General features: G+C 65.9%; 14 protein-coding genes. All 14 read right to left on the reverse strand.

What is annotated here, in order from left to right; translation table 11 throughout:
* Positions 1-538: 538 nt before the first annotated feature.
* Positions 539-1,732, reverse strand: a complete 1,194-nt coding sequence (gene tuf / locus IV501_RS12205; RefSeq protein WP_200556608.1) for an elongation factor Tu — start codon at positions 1,730-1,732, stop codon at positions 539-541.
* 142 nt (positions 1,733-1,874) lie between these two features.
* Entirely contained in the window at positions 1,875-3,992 is a 2,118-nt protein-coding gene (fusA, locus tag IV501_RS12210; RefSeq protein WP_200556609.1) for an elongation factor G, read from the reverse strand.
* An 83-nt stretch (positions 3,993-4,075) separates the two neighbouring features.
* The gene (rpsG, locus tag IV501_RS12215) at positions 4,076-4,546 is read right to left on the reverse strand and encodes a 30S ribosomal protein S7 (protein WP_200556610.1); all 471 of its coding nucleotides are present in this window, start codon (positions 4,544-4,546) and stop codon (positions 4,076-4,078) included.
* Positions 4,546-4,920, reverse strand: coding sequence for a 30S ribosomal protein S12 (gene rpsL / locus IV501_RS12220; protein ID WP_200556611.1), 375 nt, complete (start codon positions 4,918-4,920; stop codon positions 4,546-4,548). Before rpsL ends, rpsG begins: the two co-directional genes overlap by 1 nt.
* A gap of 407 nt (positions 4,921-5,327) precedes the next feature.
* Entirely contained in the window at positions 5,328-5,624 is a 297-nt protein-coding gene (locus tag IV501_RS12225) for a WXG100 family type VII secretion target (protein ID WP_200556612.1), read from the reverse strand.
* A 117-nt stretch (positions 5,625-5,741) separates the two neighbouring features.
* A complete protein-coding gene (locus IV501_RS12230; RefSeq protein ID WP_200556613.1) occupies positions 5,742-6,584 on the reverse strand; it encodes a hypothetical protein in 843 nt (280 codons plus the stop codon).
* A complete protein-coding gene (locus IV501_RS12235) occupies positions 6,574-7,185 on the reverse strand; it encodes a hypothetical protein (RefSeq protein ID WP_200556614.1) in 612 nt (203 codons plus the stop codon). Before IV501_RS12235 ends, IV501_RS12230 begins: the two co-directional genes overlap by 11 nt.
* Positions 7,182-7,823, reverse strand: a complete 642-nt coding sequence (locus IV501_RS12240) for a hypothetical protein (protein WP_200556615.1) — start codon at positions 7,821-7,823, stop codon at positions 7,182-7,184. Before IV501_RS12240 ends, IV501_RS12235 begins: the two co-directional genes overlap by 4 nt.
* Positions 7,820-9,163 carry a putative T7SS-secreted protein gene (locus IV501_RS12245; protein ID WP_200556616.1) on the reverse strand — a complete coding sequence of 448 codons (1,344 nt, stop codon included), beginning with the start codon at positions 9,161-9,163 and terminating at the stop codon, positions 7,820-7,822. Before IV501_RS12245 ends, IV501_RS12240 begins: the two co-directional genes overlap by 4 nt.
* Positions 9,160-9,513, reverse strand: coding sequence for a hypothetical protein (locus IV501_RS12250; protein WP_200556617.1), 354 nt, complete (start codon positions 9,511-9,513; stop codon positions 9,160-9,162). Before IV501_RS12250 ends, IV501_RS12245 begins: the two co-directional genes overlap by 4 nt.
* Positions 9,514-9,642: 129 nt before the next feature.
* Positions 9,643-14,133, reverse strand: coding sequence for a type VII secretion EssC family protein (locus IV501_RS12255; protein WP_234698518.1), 4,491 nt, complete (start codon positions 14,131-14,133; stop codon positions 9,643-9,645).
* 86 nt (positions 14,134-14,219) lie between these two features.
* On the reverse strand, positions 14,220-14,738 hold the full coding sequence (locus tag IV501_RS12260; protein WP_200556619.1) for a DUF6121 family protein: 519 nt from the start codon (positions 14,736-14,738) through the stop codon (positions 14,220-14,222).
* Positions 14,735-15,700 (reverse strand): hypothetical protein, encoded by a 966-nt coding sequence (locus IV501_RS16595; protein ID WP_200556620.1) that lies wholly within the window; start codon positions 15,698-15,700, stop codon positions 14,735-14,737. Before IV501_RS16595 ends, IV501_RS12260 begins: the two co-directional genes overlap by 4 nt.
* 166 nt (positions 15,701-15,866) lie before the next feature.
* Entirely contained in the window at positions 15,867-16,517 is a 651-nt protein-coding gene (locus IV501_RS12270) for a type IV pilus inner membrane component PilO (RefSeq protein WP_200556621.1), read from the reverse strand.
* Between the last annotated feature and the right edge of the window lies 1 nt (position 16,518).

Consider the following 16,518-nt stretch of genomic DNA (forward strand, 5'->3'; position numbering starts at 1 on the left):
TCTGCTGTCGCCCAATTCTGAGGGTCGGCGTACGCGCCGCGGGCGATTCGCACCTCCGTAGAACGAGCGGCCCGACGCGCATGGTCGAATCGCGAATCGGGGCCGATTCCCAGATCGCGCACGAGGGTGAAATCGATAGTCGCGGTCATCCAGCTAGCGTGCCGCGTCAGCTACCGCCTAATCGCGGCCGGCCCCACCGTGGGGAAACTATCGACCTCCGGCCCGATGGGGAGGAAGGGCCGCCCTCCACTGGAGGAAGGGCCGCGCCGCAATTGCGGGGAAGGGGCACGCCGCGGTTGTGCCCGTTCGTGCGGGTTGTGTCTGCTCGAACTGGCACAATCCGCACATGAAGGCACAACGCGAGGCCAGGCGCGGGGCGCGGCGGTCGCGGGGCGCGGAGCGCGGGGCGCGGCGGGCGCGGCGGGCGCGGCGGGCGCGGCGGGCGCGGCGGGCGCGGCGGGCGCGGCGGGCGCGGCGCAGGTTAACGACGAAGGGCCGCACCCCGTGGGGTACGGCCCTTCGTGTTGCTATGCAGGTGCTACTTGAGAACCTTGGTCACCGTGCCGGCGCCGACGGTGCGGCCACCCTCACGGATTGCGAAGCTCAGTCCCTCTTCCAGCGCGATCGGCTGGATGAGTGCGACGGTCATCTCGGTGGTGTCGCCGGGCATGACCATCTCGGTGCCCTCGGGCAGCGTGATGACGCCGGTGACGTCCGTGGTGCGGAAGTAGAACTGCGGGCGGTAGTTCGCGTAGAACGGGTTGTGACGCCCACCCTCATCCTTGGACAGGATGTACGCGGTGCCCTCGAAGTCGGTGTGCGGCGTAACCGAACCCGGCTTGACGACGACCTGGCCGCGCTCGACATCCTCGCGCTTGGTGCCGCGGAGCAGCAGACCACAGTTCTCGCCGGCCCAGGCCTCGTCGAGCTGCTTGTGGAACATCTCGATACCAGTGACCGTGGTCTTCTGGGTCGGGCGGATGCCGACGATCTCGACGTCAGAGTTGATCTGCAGCGTTCCACGCTCGGCGCGGCCCGTGACGACGGTTCCACGACCGGTGATCGTGAAGACGTCCTCGATCGGCATCAGGAACGGCTTGTCCTTGTCGCGGATCGGGTCCGGCACGTTGTCGTCAACGGCCTGCATGAGCTCGACGACCGACTCGACCCACTTCTCGTCGCCCTCGAGCGCCTTGAGAGCGGAGACGCGCACGACGGGAGCGTTGTCGCCGTCGAAGTCCTGGCTGGAGAGCAGCTCGCGAACCTCGAGCTCAACGAGCTCAAGGATCTCTTCGTCGTCAACAGCGTCGGACTTGTTCAGCGCGACGAGCAGGTACGGCACGCCGACCTGCTTGGCGAGCAGAACGTGCTCACGGGTCTGAGCCATCGGGCCGTCAGTGGCGGCGACGACCAGGATCGCGCCGTCCATCTGCGCAGCACCGGTGATCATGTTCTTGATGTAGTCAGCGTGACCAGGAGCATCGACGTGAGCGTAGTGACGCTTGGGCGTCTCGTACTCGACGTGGGAGATGTTGATCGTGATACCACGCTGGCGCTCCTCGGGAGCGGAGTCGATGGAAGCGAAGTCGCGCTGCACGTTGGTCGCCGACGGGTACTTGTCAGCAAGAACCTTCGAGATCGCCGCGGTGAGCGTGGTCTTGCCGTGGTCGACGTGACCGATGGTTCCGATGTTGACGTGCGGCTTCGACCGCTCGAACTTGGCCTTGGCCACAGTGGTCCTCCTCAGGACGTTCGTTTAGTACATCCGGTCGGGGTGAACCAACCGGATGCTCTGGGTTTGGAGTGTGTAGATATGTTACTTCGTTCAGCGGGGCGTAATGACGACGTTCGCCGACAGCACGCCCCGCTGCGGGCTATTCGCCCTTGTTCTTCTGAATGATCTCGTCGGCGACCGCGCGCGGCACCTCAGAGTAGCTGTCGAAGGTCATCGAGTACACGGCACGACCGGAGGTCTTGGACCGCAGATCACCCACGTAACCGAACATCTCCGACAACGGTACCTTCGCCGTGACCACCTTGACGCCAGTCGCGTCCTCCATGGACTGAATCTGTCCACGACGCGAGTTCAGGTCGCCGATGACGTCGCCCATGTACTCCTCGGGCGTACGGACCTCGACGGCCATGAGCGGCTCGAGGAGCACGGGAGAGGCCTTGCGAGCCGCTTCCTTGAACGCCATCGAGCCGGCGATCTTGAACGCCATCTCCGAAGAGTCGACGTCGTGCGACGCGCCATCGATCAGGATCGCGCGAACACCGACCATCGGGTATCCGGCGAGCACACCGACCTGCAGTGCGTCCTGGATGCCGTGGTCGACAGACGGGATGTACTCACGCGGGATGCGACCACCGGTGACCTTGTTGACGAATTCGTAGGTCAGGTCGGCCGTAACCTCGAGAGGCTCGAGCGCGATCTGGATCTTGGCGAACTGGCCAGAACCACCGGTCTGCTTCTTGTGGGTGTAGTCGTAACGCTCGACGGTCTTGCGGATCGTCTCGCGGTACGCGACCTGCGGCTTACCGACGTTGGCCTCGACACCGAACTCGCGCTTCATGCGGTCGACCAGGATGTCCAGGTGGAGCTCGCCCATTCCGGCGATGATCGTCTGGCCGGTGTCCTGGTCCTGCTCGACGCGGAAGGTCGGGTCTTCTTCAGCGAGCTTCTGGATCGCGGTGCCCAGCTTCTCCTGGTCGGCCTTGGTCTTCGGCTCGATGGCGACCTGGATGACGGGCTCCGGGAACGTCATCGACTCGAGCACGATCTGGTTGCTCGGGTCGGAGAGCGTGTCTCCGGTAGTCGTGTCCTTCAGGCCGATGACGGCGTAGATGTGACCGGCGGTGACGGAGTCGACCGGGTTCTCCTTGTTGGAGTGCATCTGGAAGATCTTGCCGATGCGCTCCTTCTTGCCCTTGGTCGAGTTCATGACCTGGCCGCCGGACTCGAGCTGGCCCGAGTACACGCGGATGTAGGTGAGACGACCGAAGAACGGGTGAACCGCAACCTTGAACGCGAGGGCCGCAAAGGGGTCCTTCGGGTCGGGGTGGCGCTCGACGACCTTCTCCTCGTCACGGATGTCGTGGCCCTCTGTAGCGGGCACGTCAAGCGGGCTGGGGAGGTAGTCGACCACGGCATCCAGCATCGGCTGAACGCCACGGTTCTTGAACGCAGAACCACAGAGCACGGGGTAGATCTCGGAGTTGACCGTGAGCTTGCGGATCGCAGCCTTGATCTCGGCGACTGTGAAGTCGGTGTCGCCCTCCATGTAGCGCTCGAGCAGTGCGTCGTTGGTCTCGGCGACGGTCTCGATGAGGCGAGCACGGTACTCGTTCGCCTTCTCCACAAGGTCGGCCGGGATCTCTTCGATCTCGTACTTGGCACCCATCGCGACGTCACCCTTGGAGTCGCCGCGCCAGGTCAGCGCACGCATCTCGACCAGGTCGACAACACCCTCGAAGGAGCTCTCGTAACCGATCGGGAGCTGGAGGACCAGCGGCTTCGCGCCGAGGCGCTTGATGATGGTGTCAACGGTGAAGTAGAAGTCGGCGCCCAGCTTGTCCATCTTGTTGACGAAGCAGATGCGGGGAACTTCGTACTTGTCGGCCTGGCGCCAGACGGTCTCGGACTGGGGCTCAACGCCCTCCTTGCCGTCGAACACCGCGACGGCACCGTCGAGCACGCGGAGCGAACGCTCCACCTCGACCGTGAAGTCGACGTGACCGGGGGTGTCGATGATGTTGATCTGGTTCTTGTTCCAGAAGCACGTCGTGGCAGCAGACGTGATGGTGATACCGCGCTCCTGCTCCTGCGCCATCCAGTCCATCGTGGCTGCACCATCGTGCACCTCACCGATCTTGTGGGTGATGCCGGTGTAGAACAGGATGCGCTCGGTGGTGGTGGTCTTGCCAGCATCGATGTGAGCCATGATGCCGATGTTGCGGACCTTGTTCAGGTCGGTGAGCACGTCTTGTGCCACGGATGTCCTCCGAAATTATGTGGTGATCGCGAGTCGAGCCTGCGCCGCGATGGCGACAGGCTCGACCCGCGGGAAAAGAGTTGTTACCAGCGGTAGTGCGCGAAGGCCTTGTTAGCGTCGGCCATCTTGTGAGTGTCCTCGCGGCGCTTCACAGCGGCACCGAGGCCGTTGCTGGCGTCGAGGATCTCGTTGGTGAGACGCTCGGTCATGGTCTTCTCGCGACGCGCCTTGGCGTAGGTGGTGAGCCAACGCAGTGCGAGGGTGTTGGCGCGGTGAGGCTTGACCTCGACCGGCACCTGGTAGGTCGAGCCACCGACGCGGCGGCTCTTGACCTCGATGGTGGGGCGCACGTTGTCGAGGGCCTTCTTCAAGGTGACGACGGCATCCGCACCGTTCTTGTTCGCGACACCGAGCAGTGCGTCGTAGACGATCTTCTCGGCAAGGCCCTTCTTGCCATCAAGAAGGATCTTGTTGACGAGCTGGCTGACGATGGGGGCTCCGTAGACCGGGTCCGCGACTACGGGACGCTTCGGTGCTGGTCCTTTACGAGGCATTACTTCTTGTCCTTCTTCGCGCCGTAGCGGCTACGAGCCTGCTTGCGGTTCTTAACGGCCTGGGTGTCGAGCGCGCCACGGACGATCTTGTAGCGAACACCGGGGAGGTCCTTAACACGACCACCGCGAACGAGCACCATCGAGTGCTCCTGCAGGTTGTGGCCTTCGCCGGGAATGTAGGCGGTGACCTCGGTGCCGTTGGAGAGCTTCACACGGGCGACCTTGCGAAGAGCCGAGTTCGGCTTCTTCGGGGTGGTGGTGTACACGCGGGTGCAAACGCCGCGCTGCTGCGGGTTGGACTGCAGGGCAGGCGCCTTGGTCTTGACGACCTTCGGGCTGCGACCCTTGCGGACCAGCTGCTGAATGGTGGGCACTACATACTCCTTGTATTTACTGCACGGTGACAGTGGTTCTTTTCGCAGTTCATCCGGCACTCACGCATCCGGATCTTCTGCACCACACGCGACCCCATGTCGGAGCCTGAGTGGTATGCCGTGGGGGCTGCCCCTCGCTGCAGTCGGAACTGCCCACGAGCGAAAACAAACCCAGCGTCGTATGTGGTCGGCCCGCGCTGACTTTCTTGGATGACATCCATTACGGATGTTTCCGAGCACGAGTCAAGCGCACGACAAAGCGCACACCTGCTCAATGGTACGGGGCCGTGCGTCAGCGGTCAAATGACTGCGGATGCTGTGGGCGAACAGTCAGTGAACGGATGGCACACACGACGACAGCGGCGGCTCCCTCTCGGGAACCGCCGCTGTCGAGTGGTGCGAGAGGACTAGCCGCCTATGCCCTTGGCGAGCTCGGAGTCCACGTTCTCCAGAGCCGACGCCGCCTTAGTCAGGAACTGTGACATCCCGTCGAGTCCGTTGACGGCATCCGTCGTGCCCTTGGTGAACTGCTCGTACGAGGTGTGGAAGGCGCCCGATGCGGCATCGGTGACGAAACCGCCCTGAACCAGGCCGTTCACCAGCGACTGCAGTTCGTGCAGCTTCGATGTGATGTCGTCTTTGCCGGTGGTGAGGCGGTTGGCCGCGTCGGTCATCTCGCTGTAGGTGACATTCATGTTCGCCATGACGTACAACTCCTTTTAGATTTCGGTGGGGCCGACCCCCACAGGCCAACCAACTTCTTACAACCTAACGACGGGTCAGCGCGGTGGGAATGGGGAGCGGTACCCATGGGCGCGACGTCAGATGACGGACTCGGCCACGCCGTCGTCGTAGCCGCTGCGGGGAGCACCGGCAGACAGGATCGCGCTCAGGATGACGAGCGCCCCCGCGATCGCGGCCAACCACGGTACCGCGGCGAGTGCGACCGGCGCGCTGGCGATGCCATGGACCGCGGCCAAGGGAATCACGCCGGCCGCACCGCCGCCGAGAAAGCCCAGCCACAGTCCTGCATGCCACTGAACGGAGACGATGCGCCAGAATCGCTGCTCGCCCGCGCCGACCGGCCGGGGACGATAACGGGCGAAGGCGAGGCGACGCACCACCGAGGCGAAGAAGACTCCGAATACGCCGGCCGCGATGAATCCGTAGACCATCGCGAGTAGCCACAGGTCATCGGAGGGGGAGGAACCCGGCGCCAAGACAATGGGAACGACAACTGCCCCTGCCCAGGCGACGAGGGGCACGGCGGCCCACGCGAGCACGATACCGAGCGGCAACCTCCGCACCCGGATCGTCGTCATGCCTGCCGTCGTCAGCTGCACCTCGCGGAATGACCAGCGCGCGCGACGGAACATCTCGCCGAGGAAGACGACGATCCCGGACAGCATGAAGATCACCGCCGGTGCCGCTGCGCGCGGGAAACGCGGAGTCACGGTAGGGAAGAGATCATCGATTACCCCGCCATTGAAGGCGTACCCGACCATCCACCAGAGCAGCGCGACACCCGCCGCGAGGCCGGCCGCCCCGACGATCAGGAACGGAAGACCAGGGGGCATCTTCTGTTCTTCTGCGGGACGCGTGCGAAGCAGATACTCCGCGCGCTGTCGAGCCTGTTCCCGCGCCCGGCGCTCGTTATTCGCCATCAACGACGGCATTTCGCTCGACGAACCACCGAATGGAGTCGACTATCGCATCGAACAGCGTGGCGATGATCTCGGGGTCGCACTCTATCGGCACGTCGGCGACGACGTGGAGGAGGCGCTCGCCGCTCGGCACGACGAGGTAGTACTCCAGCTTGATGACGGGGATGTCGTCGGTGCCCTGTCGCATCGTGGTGTCGACGAACGTGCGCACCGCCACCCCAGACTCGAGGTCGAGCACATCGCCGCTCGGCAGCTGCAGGGCGAGCCGTTGCGCGAGCGTCAGGTCTCCGACTGCCGCCGCGTCCAGCCACGGCCGGTAGTCGATGACCATCGATGCCGGGAACGGGATGCCGGGAAGGATCTCCAGCGACAGCGCGAGCTGTACCGCATCGGCCTCCCTAGCGTCCTTCGCCACTGCGCGCAGTCGTTCCCTCGCATCTCGGCGGAGCCTGGCCAACCGGTCATCGCGACCGACCTGCTTCTTGAGCAGCTCGCTAATCGCGTGCTCGGTCGCGCGTTCATCGTCGAGAGGGATGTTCGCCCACGTACCCGGGAGCACGATCGACATCTGCGCCGGATAGACGGCAACCGCTCGCGTCATATCACCGACTCCTCTGTCGTCACCCGCAGGGTCTCAACGATGGCCTGCGTATCACCGATCATGTCCTCGAAGGTGGCGAGATCCGCCACCGTGAAGATGAATCGCACCATGTCACTCGAGTCCGGCGGGAAGACAGCGAATATCGTCCGCTGCTGAAGCCGTCCCTCTGCGTCGCCGAAGTCCCTGATGTCGAACCGGTGGAATGCACCGACGATCGTGCCAGCGTCGCTCTCGGAGCGCCAGGTCTCCGCGATGTGCGTGCGTGTTCCCGGGGCAGGGTGGGCGAGCCCGTCCGTGACCATCTGCTCGTAGCTGTCGACGGAATCGTCGTCGTCCATCGGGAACTGCTGGACTTCGACGATCGCACCGATCGTCAGCTCGAGTTCTGAACGGATCGACACGAGCGCGCGGAGCCAGGGGTTCTGGCGGGCGAGCAGCCGACGCCGCAGTTCGGTGAGTTCGTCGACGATATCGCCGACTGCTCCGGCCGCGGCATCCTGTTCGACGACCTCGGCGACCACCGAGCGTGCCCAATGGGCGCTGTTGAGTTCGCGGTCGGCTTCGAGCGGGATGACGGAGAAGTCGGTCGGGACATCGAAATCGAAATCGACGATCTCAAGTGATCTCGCGATGCTCATAGGCCGAGCGTACTTCTGATGGCCTTCTCCTGGTTGTTCACACCGATCTGGATCACGCTCTCGGGCTTGAGGGTGATGTGATCATCGCCGCCGAAGAACAGATCGTCGCCGGCGTTGTAGAGCTTCTCGCCGGTACTCGCGACCTTGCGGACATCCATCGCGACCATCGCGACCTTCGCGCCCGACAACGGCGCGGTCGAGAGCACCTTCGCGCCGTTTTCGATCGACTGCAGGCTCAGCGGGTTCTTGATGAACTTCGCGAAGTTCGTGGCGGCGCCGTCGGTGAATTTACCGAACAGATTGCCGGTCGTACCGAGCTTCAGATCGAAGGGGTTCTTGATGTCGTTCATCATCGTCTTGAACCCCGGGCCGTCTGAGAACAGGCTCTTCAGCTTTCCACTGCGGAGTGCTGCCTTGGATTCGCCGAAGATCAGCTTGAATCCCTTGCGGTTCAGGAAATCAGACCCCTTGGTCATCACCTTGGTCGCAGCCTGGAATTTCACCAGCTTGCCCAGGTAGGCCGCGATCTTGCCACCGAACGCCGCGAGGACGACACCGACCGCGGCGAAGATGACATCGGTGAGGCTCCCCTCGCCGTTGGCGAACTTTACGATCGCCTCGACCAGGGCGATCACGGCACCCAGGATGGCGAGCGCCACCAGCACCGCTCCGAGGATGGGCACCCAGGCGAGGAAGATCGACAGGAACCCGGCGATATCGCAGATCACCTTGATGACGTCGAGGACCTTCGATCCCCAGTCATCCCACCAGCCGTCTTCGAGCCCGTTGTTCTTCTTTCCCTCCACGACCTCGACGATGGCGGCCACCGCGACGTCAGCCGCGTCGTTCTTGATCTGGAGCGCGGCATGCCACTCCTGCTGCGCGGCCCGGAGGTCCGCCTGTGCGGTGGTGGCAGCATCCGCGGCCTTGTCTGCCGCCTTCTGCGCGTCAGACTTTTCGGTGTCGGATGCGGTGGCGACGCCGTCCTCGGCATTCGTCGCCGCGTGATGGGCCTGCGATGCCTCGGTCTGCTTCTGGTTGATGTGCGTGATCGCCGTGTCAGCGGCATCCTTCGCAGTGCGCAGCTTGTGCGCATAGGTGATCAGCGCCGACGCGGTGTTCTTGTATCGGTCGCGGGCCTTGTCGATGTCATCGGCGACATCACCGGACTTGTCCTTGAGCGCCTCGGTGGCCTTGCTCTTCATGTCATCGACCTGGTGGATCTTCTTCAGAGTCGTGACCGAGCGGGTGATCGCGTCCGCGATCGAGGCGTAGTGGTTCGCCTTGGCGAGCAGCAGCTCTGGGTCGCCTTTCAGCGGAAGGTACTCGGTGTCGCTCATATGACGTTCCCATGGTTGGCTGCGGTCTTCGCAGGAACGGGCGGATAGTCGGCCGGCCCGGAATTCGCCGCGTCCTCGAGCGCCTTGGCGAGCCCCTGATCGGTCTGCGAGAACCCGTCGTACACGGCGCCCACCTGCTGCTGAAGCGCCGCGACGTTCTCGGTCATTTTGGCCCGCTTGTCGTTCCACTTGTGTGCGAAATCCTCGACGTGCGAGTGGAGCTCGTCGTGTCCGGTGGCGTCGGCAACGTCGTTGCTGAAGTCGTCGGCGTTCGTGAATTCCCTAACTACCGCATCCAGGTCGCTCTTCAACTGTTCGAGAAGCGCGAGGTCGAGTATCACGTCGGTCACGATCGTCCCCTTTATTACCGATTCATTCCTGCGGTCCAGATTCCCCGACCGCTACACACAACCTATAGACGGGGTAGCGGGGGCGGAATGGGCACTACTCCCCATGCGGTCCCCCTCAGCATCCGGATGTCAGCCCTGCGGCAGCGGCAGCTGCACGCGAGCGAATTTGCCCTTCGCGATGTACATACCACGGCCGGGCGGAAACTCCGCGCGATTCAGACGCGGCAACGCCGTCTTGAGCAGGATGTCGCCCTCCACCGATTCGGGCTGCAACAGGAAACCGCGGCGGGCGTTCTTGAACTCTCCCATGAGCGGCCACGACGAACCCCATGCCGACATCTCGGCCTCCGCGATCACCAGGTGGCTGCTGCGCTTCGCCGCCCGCGCCAGCTCGACGATCGCGCTGTCGGCCGGGGTCTGCAAGAAGTCGCCGATCGACTCGATGATCACGACGATCCGTCCCTCGGTGTCGTCGTCGGCGACCGCGGCGGCGAGGTCTTTCGCCAGCGCCGCCACGGCATCCGTCGACGTCGCGCTGTCGACCCAGGGCATGGCGGTGGCCAGCGGTGAGCGGGAGTTTCCGAGGTAGTAGAGCCGGGCATCCGGGTCGAAGCGGGCGACCGACTGCGCGAGGCTGAGCAGAGCGCTCGACCGGCCGCTTGCGGGCGGGCCGGCGAGCAGCATTGTGCCTTCCGGTTCGAAGCCCAACGGCCCGAGATCCACGTCGCCGATGCCGAGCACCGGGGCGCCGGTGACCGTGAGCGGCAGCTCGGTGATCGCGTACTCCTTGGGCAGCGACCCGATCGGGGACGCCGACTTCACGCCAGCGCGCACCATCGCCTCGGCGAGCGCACGGGTCGCCGCGGCCTGCTCGGAGACGGACGAGCTGCCGCCGAGGATGGCGATCTGGGTCTCGAACCCATCGACGATGGCACGACCGGCGGGCGACTTCGCGCCGAGGATGTCGGACGGCACGTCGAGCATGCCGTAGCCGTCGTCGGCGAGCCGCAGCACCACTTTGCGCTGGATGCTCGACGCGATCGATGCGGGCACCGCACCGGCGCGGTCGGCCGTGAGCGCGATGTGCATTCCCAGCTGGCGACCGTCGCTCAGGATGTCTTTGAACACGTCGTACCAGATCGACCGGCCGGCCGGGATCTCAAAGTCGTTGCGGAAGTTCGGGAAGCCGTCGATGAGCAACAGGATGCGCGGCTCCTGCGGCCGGTTGGCCAGCCGCCGATACTCGACGATGCTCGACGCGTCTGCCTCGGCGAAGCGCGGACCGCGGGTCTCCAGCTCGTCCTTCAACAGACGGAACAGACGGATGATGCGCTCCGAGTCGTCACCGGCGATGATCGAGCCCACGTGCGGCAGCGACTCGAGCATGCGCAGGCTGCCGGATCCGAAGTCGAGCCCGTAGACCACGACCGGCCCACCGCGCGGTGTGATCGCCGAGGCGCAGGCCAGGGTGCGGAGAACGGCACTCTTGCCGGAGCCACCCGTGCCGAAGATGGACAGGTGGCCGTCGACATCCGGTTGGAAGTATGCGGGAAGCTGCTGCTGTCGCTCGGGCACGTCGGAGACGCCGAGCAGCAGCTCGGAGTCGGTACGCTGCGGCAGGCGCCCGAGGTCGTACAGGCCAGCCAGTTCGTCGAGCCAGGGACGCCGAGGGGCGGGGATGCTCGCCGCAGCCGAGGCGGACACGATCGACGTCACGAGACGCTGCTGGTCGGTCGGGCCGAGCTCGGCCTTGTCGTCCACCTTCTCGGCCGCGCGGGCATCCTCCCAGCGGATCTCGCCGCCGAACCGCAGCTCGGCGACCTCGATGTCGGCACGCTCGGGCTCGCGGCTGGTCCAGCCACCGGCGTAGCCAGACTGGAACTGCGCCAGCCTGCCCGGGCCGGTCTTGGCGACTCCGCGACCGGGGATGGCCGGGTCGAAGTGGGCGGCGTCCTTGACGCCGACGACGTCTTGGCTGTCTGATTCATCGGCCATGCGCAGCGCGATACGCAGGTTGGTGTTGGCGCGCAGGTTGTCTTTGATCACGCCCGCGGGCCGCTGGGTCGCCATGATCAGGTGGATTCCGAGCGAACGGCCGCGCTGCGCGATGTCGACGACACCGTCGACGAATTCCGGGACCTCGCCGACCAGCGCGGCGAACTCGTCGATCACCAGCACCAGGGCGGGCGGGCTGTCCGGGTCACCACGCTTCTCGAGCTCGAGCAGGTCCTTGGCCTTCTTGCGGTTGAGCAGGTGCTCACGAAAGTGCAGCTCGGCCCGCAGCGAGGTGAGCGCGCGACGCACCAGGTGCGGGCTGAGGTCGGTGACGAGGCCCACGGTGTGCGGCAGGGAGACGCAGTCGGCGAAGGCCGATCCGCCCTTGTAGTCGACGAACAGGAAGGTCACGCGATCGGGGCTGTACTCGGCGGCCATGCCGAGTACCCAGGCCTGCAGGAACTCGCTCTTGCCGGCGCCGGTGGTTCCGCCGACCAACGCGTGCGGGCCCTGGGTGCGCAGGTCGAGGTGCATCGGGTCGACGCCGGCTGAGCCGATGATGGCGCGGAGTTTGCCGGCTCGCCGCGGCACCAGCGGGCCGCCGGAACGATCGTGCATCGACGCGTTCTGGCGCCACCGGTCGATCACCGCGTCGCTCGATTCGACAAGGTCGTGGCCGAGCAGCGTCACCATCGAGACGGATCGCGGCAGGTCGCTCGAGTCGGCGACCAGGGCGCCGGCGTCGATCACCGGTGCCATCCGGCGCGCGTAATCGAGGGCGGCCGCGGAGTCGACCTGCTCGGTCTGCACGTCGGTGATGGTCTCGCCGAGGCGAACCAGTCCTACCGTGGCGAGCGGTGCATGCGTCTGGCCGGGCGTCGATACCGCAACGGCGAGGTAAGTGCGACAGACGGCCGGCAGCGCGGGCACGTCGGGCGAGACCCAGATCGGGTAGACCCCGGCGTCGGCCGCCTGCTCCGCGAGCTGCACCAGGCGGGCTCGGTCGACCGCCACATCGTCGGAGATGAGTACGACGATCGCGGGGACAGGGGACGGCGTGCCGTCCGTGGTGCTGGCGGTGCCGACATCCGCTCCCCGTTCCAGGGCGGCGCTCTGCTGCTCCATCGCACCGCGGCGCTGAATGGTGCGACCGCGCTCGGCCAGCCGTTCGGCGACGACACCCTCGATGGCGGACAGCAGCTGCGAGCCGCTCGCGGCGCTGTCGGCGAGGTGGCTTCCCTCGATCGGGCTGTGCGGCGACGAGGTGTGGGGCATCCACTTGAGCCATTCGAGCTCGCGCGACCAGCGCGGGCCGACCAGGGCTGCGACGACCAGTTCGGCTGGGGAGTGCAGGGATGTCACCTGCACCAGCACCGAGTTCACCGAACCCACCGCGGCCTCGGGTGCCCCAGCGATGCCCAAGGCACCCGAGTCGAACAGGTTGTCGATGATTGGCACGCCCGCGATGGTCGTGTTCTGCTCGACCACCGCGTCGAGGCGTTGCTGGAACTCGGGAAGGATCTCGCCCCGCGGCTGGGTGGTGATGACGTTGCGGCTGGCCATCGTGCCGATGCCGATGCGCACGTTGAGGAATGACCAGTGCTCGGGCCGACGGGTCCAGAGCAGCGGACCGCGGCGGATGGCCTGCTCCAGCGACTCGGCGGTGGACGGGGATTCCGCCGTGCGCTGGTGCACCTCGACGGCCCTCTCCTCATCAAGCTGCGAGGTGAGCGCGGAGAGGTGGCCGTCGAACTTGGCGACCGCCTTCTTCAGACGTCGCTTCTCGCGCGTCTTGCCGGTCATGAAATTGCCGATGAGCATGATCGGCGACATCGCGACGAACAGCAGCGAGGTGATCTGGTGGGAAAGGATGAACATCGCCCCGCCCATCATCACCGGCGCGATCATGGCGAGGAGGGGGAACGGCTGGTCGGGCTTCTCGGCCGGAACTTCGGGGCCGGCGAACTGCTGGCCGGCGTAGCGCTTCTCCACCTTCGGCGAGCGGTTGAAGAAGATCGGGCCGGCCGTCGGGGCCGCGCCGACGATCACCCCGGTCGTGGCGAGCGTGATCCGCACCTCGGAGTCTCCGATGAGAAGTGTCTCCGCGTGCTCGACGCGCAGTCGCGACACGATCCCACCGTCGACGACGACGCCGTTCGCGCTGCCGAGGTCGACGACGTCGACCACGGACGAGACCTCGAACCGCACGTGGTGCTTGGACACCAGCGGATCGTTCAGCAGGATGTCGCAGTCCAGCTCACGACCGAGCACAGCCGTTCCGGCGCGGAGCGGGAACTCGCGGCCGGCATCCGGTCCGCTGATGATGGATAGGGTGGCGAGCACGGGCGAGTTCGCCGCACCCGCGGGCAGATAGTGCCTGCCGGCGTCGGCGATGCTGACCACGGCGCCGCTGCCGATCCAGGCCTCGCCGAGCGGGGCATCCGGTGGCAACAGCAGGGGCTCGGGCTGGCCGGGGAGGGTGGCGCGCAGGGTGAGGGTGCCCGGTTCGGCCGCACCCGATCCGCGCGGGTCGAGACGGCTGATGGTCGTGGCGACGTCGGAGATGCTCGCGGCGGCATCAGCGGTGACGACGATGTCATCCGCGGCTCCGGACGGCCTGGTCAAGGTCAGCTTGAGACGCACGTGCTTCCTCCCCCGCGCAGCCTGCCGGCCGCAGCATCAGTATATGGACGACCAGTTTTTGGGAGCGCCTAATCGAGGCTGCGGCGGTCGTCGTCGTCCTGTTGCTCCCACGGCCAGCGCGGCGGACGCCCATCGAGCCGGCGCGTTCGCGCGGACACCAGCAGGAGGTAGGCGACGGCGACGACCGCGGCGATGATCGGCAGCGCGATCGAGAACGGCCGCAGCGCGTTCGCCCCGAGGAAGAGGATGCCGCGCAAGGGTTGGCCCGATCCCACCGAATACAGGACCGCGCCGCTGACCAGAAAGAAGAGGTAGCACGCCACCCCGATGCCGAGCGCGAAGAGCACCAGCGCGCCGCCGGTCTGGCCAGCCGCGCTGAATAGCCCCAGATAGAGAGCAGCGGCCGCGACGATGAACATCGCCGGGATGACCAGGATGCTCGCGTCGCGCTCGGCGAGGACATCCTTGCCGGCAAACAGGTTGATTACCCCGCTGGTCGCGATGCACAGCGCGATGAAGAGCACCACGGCGAAGACGGCGACCGCCGCCTCGTAGCGGCGCTGCGATGAATCGCGCTGCTGGGTCACACCCCGGCGCGTGCCGACTCTGCCCGGCGCTCGTACTCCGCGCGGCGGTCGGCCATCTGCATCTCGTACTCGGTGCGAGCCTCGGCGTTGCGGGCCTTCATGCGACGGCCGCGCGCCGCGATCGCGAGGCCCATCCAGAGCGCGGTCTCGCGAGCGACCAAGGCTGCGGCGATCACGAACGGGTCGACCAGGGCTGCGGCGACCAGACGACCTGCTTCTGACGGTGTCTCACCGAAGATGCCGTTGATCACGAGCAGGGTGGCCACCGTGCCGAAGTAGACGAACAGCGCGACGAACAGGCTGCCGATCACATGCACCCACCAGCCGGCGCGGTTGATGATCAGCACGAGCAGCACGAATCCGATCGCGAAGAACAGCACCGGCACCCAGAACGTGGGGCGGCTGACGAAGTCGAAGCTGAAGTCGCCGGTGCGCGCCGCGATGATCAGGGCGACCACCAGGGCGAAGATGAGGCCGAAGATCACCGCGGAGAGCAGGGCGACCAGGCTTCCGATGCCGCGGTTGCCGCGCTTCTTGGGCGGGTTCGGCGCCTCCACGTAGACCGTCTGGCTGGGCTGCGGGATGACGGCGGGCGCGACCACGGGCGCGGGTGCGGGGATCACCTCGACGTTGTCGATGTCGGCGGGGCGCTCTTCCGCTGGCACCTCCACGACGGGCGGCGCCTCGGCGAGCGTCACGCGCTCGGGCTGGGGCGGCTCGACCAGGGCGGGCGCTTCGTCTTCGACGACCTCGGCGTATTCGATGGTCTCGTGCGTGCCTCGCGACGGTTCCGGGCTGTCGATCGGCTCGCTGTCGATCAGTTCGCCGTCGAGCACCTCGATGCGCTCTCCCTCGTGCGACTCGACGGGAGCGGTTGGCTCTGCCGGCGCGGAAGAGAACTCCGGCGTGACAGCATCCTCTCGGCGCTCGTCGTCAGGATGAACAGGCGGGTTGTCGCTCACGGTGCGGCTCCTTCGCGGCCCTCACGGCCATCCGAACAGGTCACCGGTCACACTACCCCGCGGCGCAGCCCGCGCCCGGCAGTGACAGGCACCACGCACGTTTGCCCGAATCTGCAGGTTTCTGGTGCCGAAACTCTGCATATTCGGGCAAACGTGGTGGTGCGGGCTACTTATTCGGCAGCGCGTAGATGTCTGCGGCGATAGAGCCCGTGAATCCGCTTTCATCCGAGGTCATCGCGAAGGTCTGCACCAGGAGCAGCCGCGGACCGCCCTGAATGGATCCAACGAAGGCGAGCACGTCCGCATAGCTCCCGGTGACGACGATCTGGATCGGGATGACCACGAGCCCTCCACCCGCGGCCGGGGCAGGCGCCGGGGCGCTGGCATCCGGCGTCGCGGCCGACGGCGATGGAGAGGGCGAAGCGGTCGGCGTCTCGCCAGCAGCCGGTGTGGCCGGGGCGGTCACGGGGGCCACGTAGGGGGTGGGCGGGCTCACCGCCACGCTCTTCAGCGAGATGTTGTGGGCCGTTCCGTAGTCGTTGATCTCACGAAGAAAAGCCGGCATCTCGGCAACCGTGGGGAGGGATGTTCGCAGACCGGCGAGCTCGTCCTGCACCTCGCCGATGTTGGCGAATTGTTTCTTGAGCGAGACCAACTTCGTCTGGTTGATGTCATTGATACTGGTGACGCTGGAGACCTGCTCGCTCGTCGCCGAGGTCTGCTCCAGAATCGGCGAGATGCCGACGAACCAGCCGAGGACGGCGACCAGCGCGATGGCGCCGGCGATACCGAGGGTGAAGAGCCTGTTCTTGTTCATG

This window comes from Lacisediminihabitans changchengi (assembly GCF_016634425.1).
In the GTDB taxonomy this organism is placed as follows: domain Bacteria; phylum Actinomycetota; class Actinomycetes; order Actinomycetales; family Microbacteriaceae; genus Lacisediminihabitans; species Lacisediminihabitans changchengi.

What these genes read in the sequence shown, in the direction of transcription:
- rpsG (WP_200556610.1), bottom strand. Translation starts at nt 4,546, where the DNA reads ATGCCTCGTAAAGGACCAGCACCGAAGCGTCCCGTAGTCGCGGACCCG.
- IV501_RS12225 (WP_200556612.1), bottom strand. Translation starts at nt 5,624, where the DNA reads ATGGCGAACATGAATGTCACCTACAGCGAGATGACCGACGCGGCCAAC.
- IV501_RS12230 (WP_200556613.1), bottom strand. Translation starts at nt 6,584, where the DNA reads ATGGCGAATAACGAGCGCCGGGCGCGGGAACAGGCTCGACAGCGCGCG.
- IV501_RS12235 (WP_200556614.1), bottom strand. Translation starts at nt 7,185, where the DNA reads ATGACGCGAGCGGTTGCCGTCTATCCGGCGCAGATGTCGATCGTGCTC.
- IV501_RS12240 (WP_200556615.1), bottom strand. Translation starts at nt 7,823, where the DNA reads ATGAGCATCGCGAGATCACTTGAGATCGTCGATTTCGATTTCGATGTC.
- IV501_RS12245 (WP_200556616.1), bottom strand. Translation starts at nt 9,163, where the DNA reads ATGAGCGACACCGAGTACCTTCCGCTGAAAGGCGACCCAGAGCTGCTG.
- IV501_RS12270 (WP_200556621.1), bottom strand. Translation starts at nt 16,517, where the DNA reads ATGAACAAGAACAGGCTCTTCACCCTCGGTATCGCCGGCGCCATCGCG.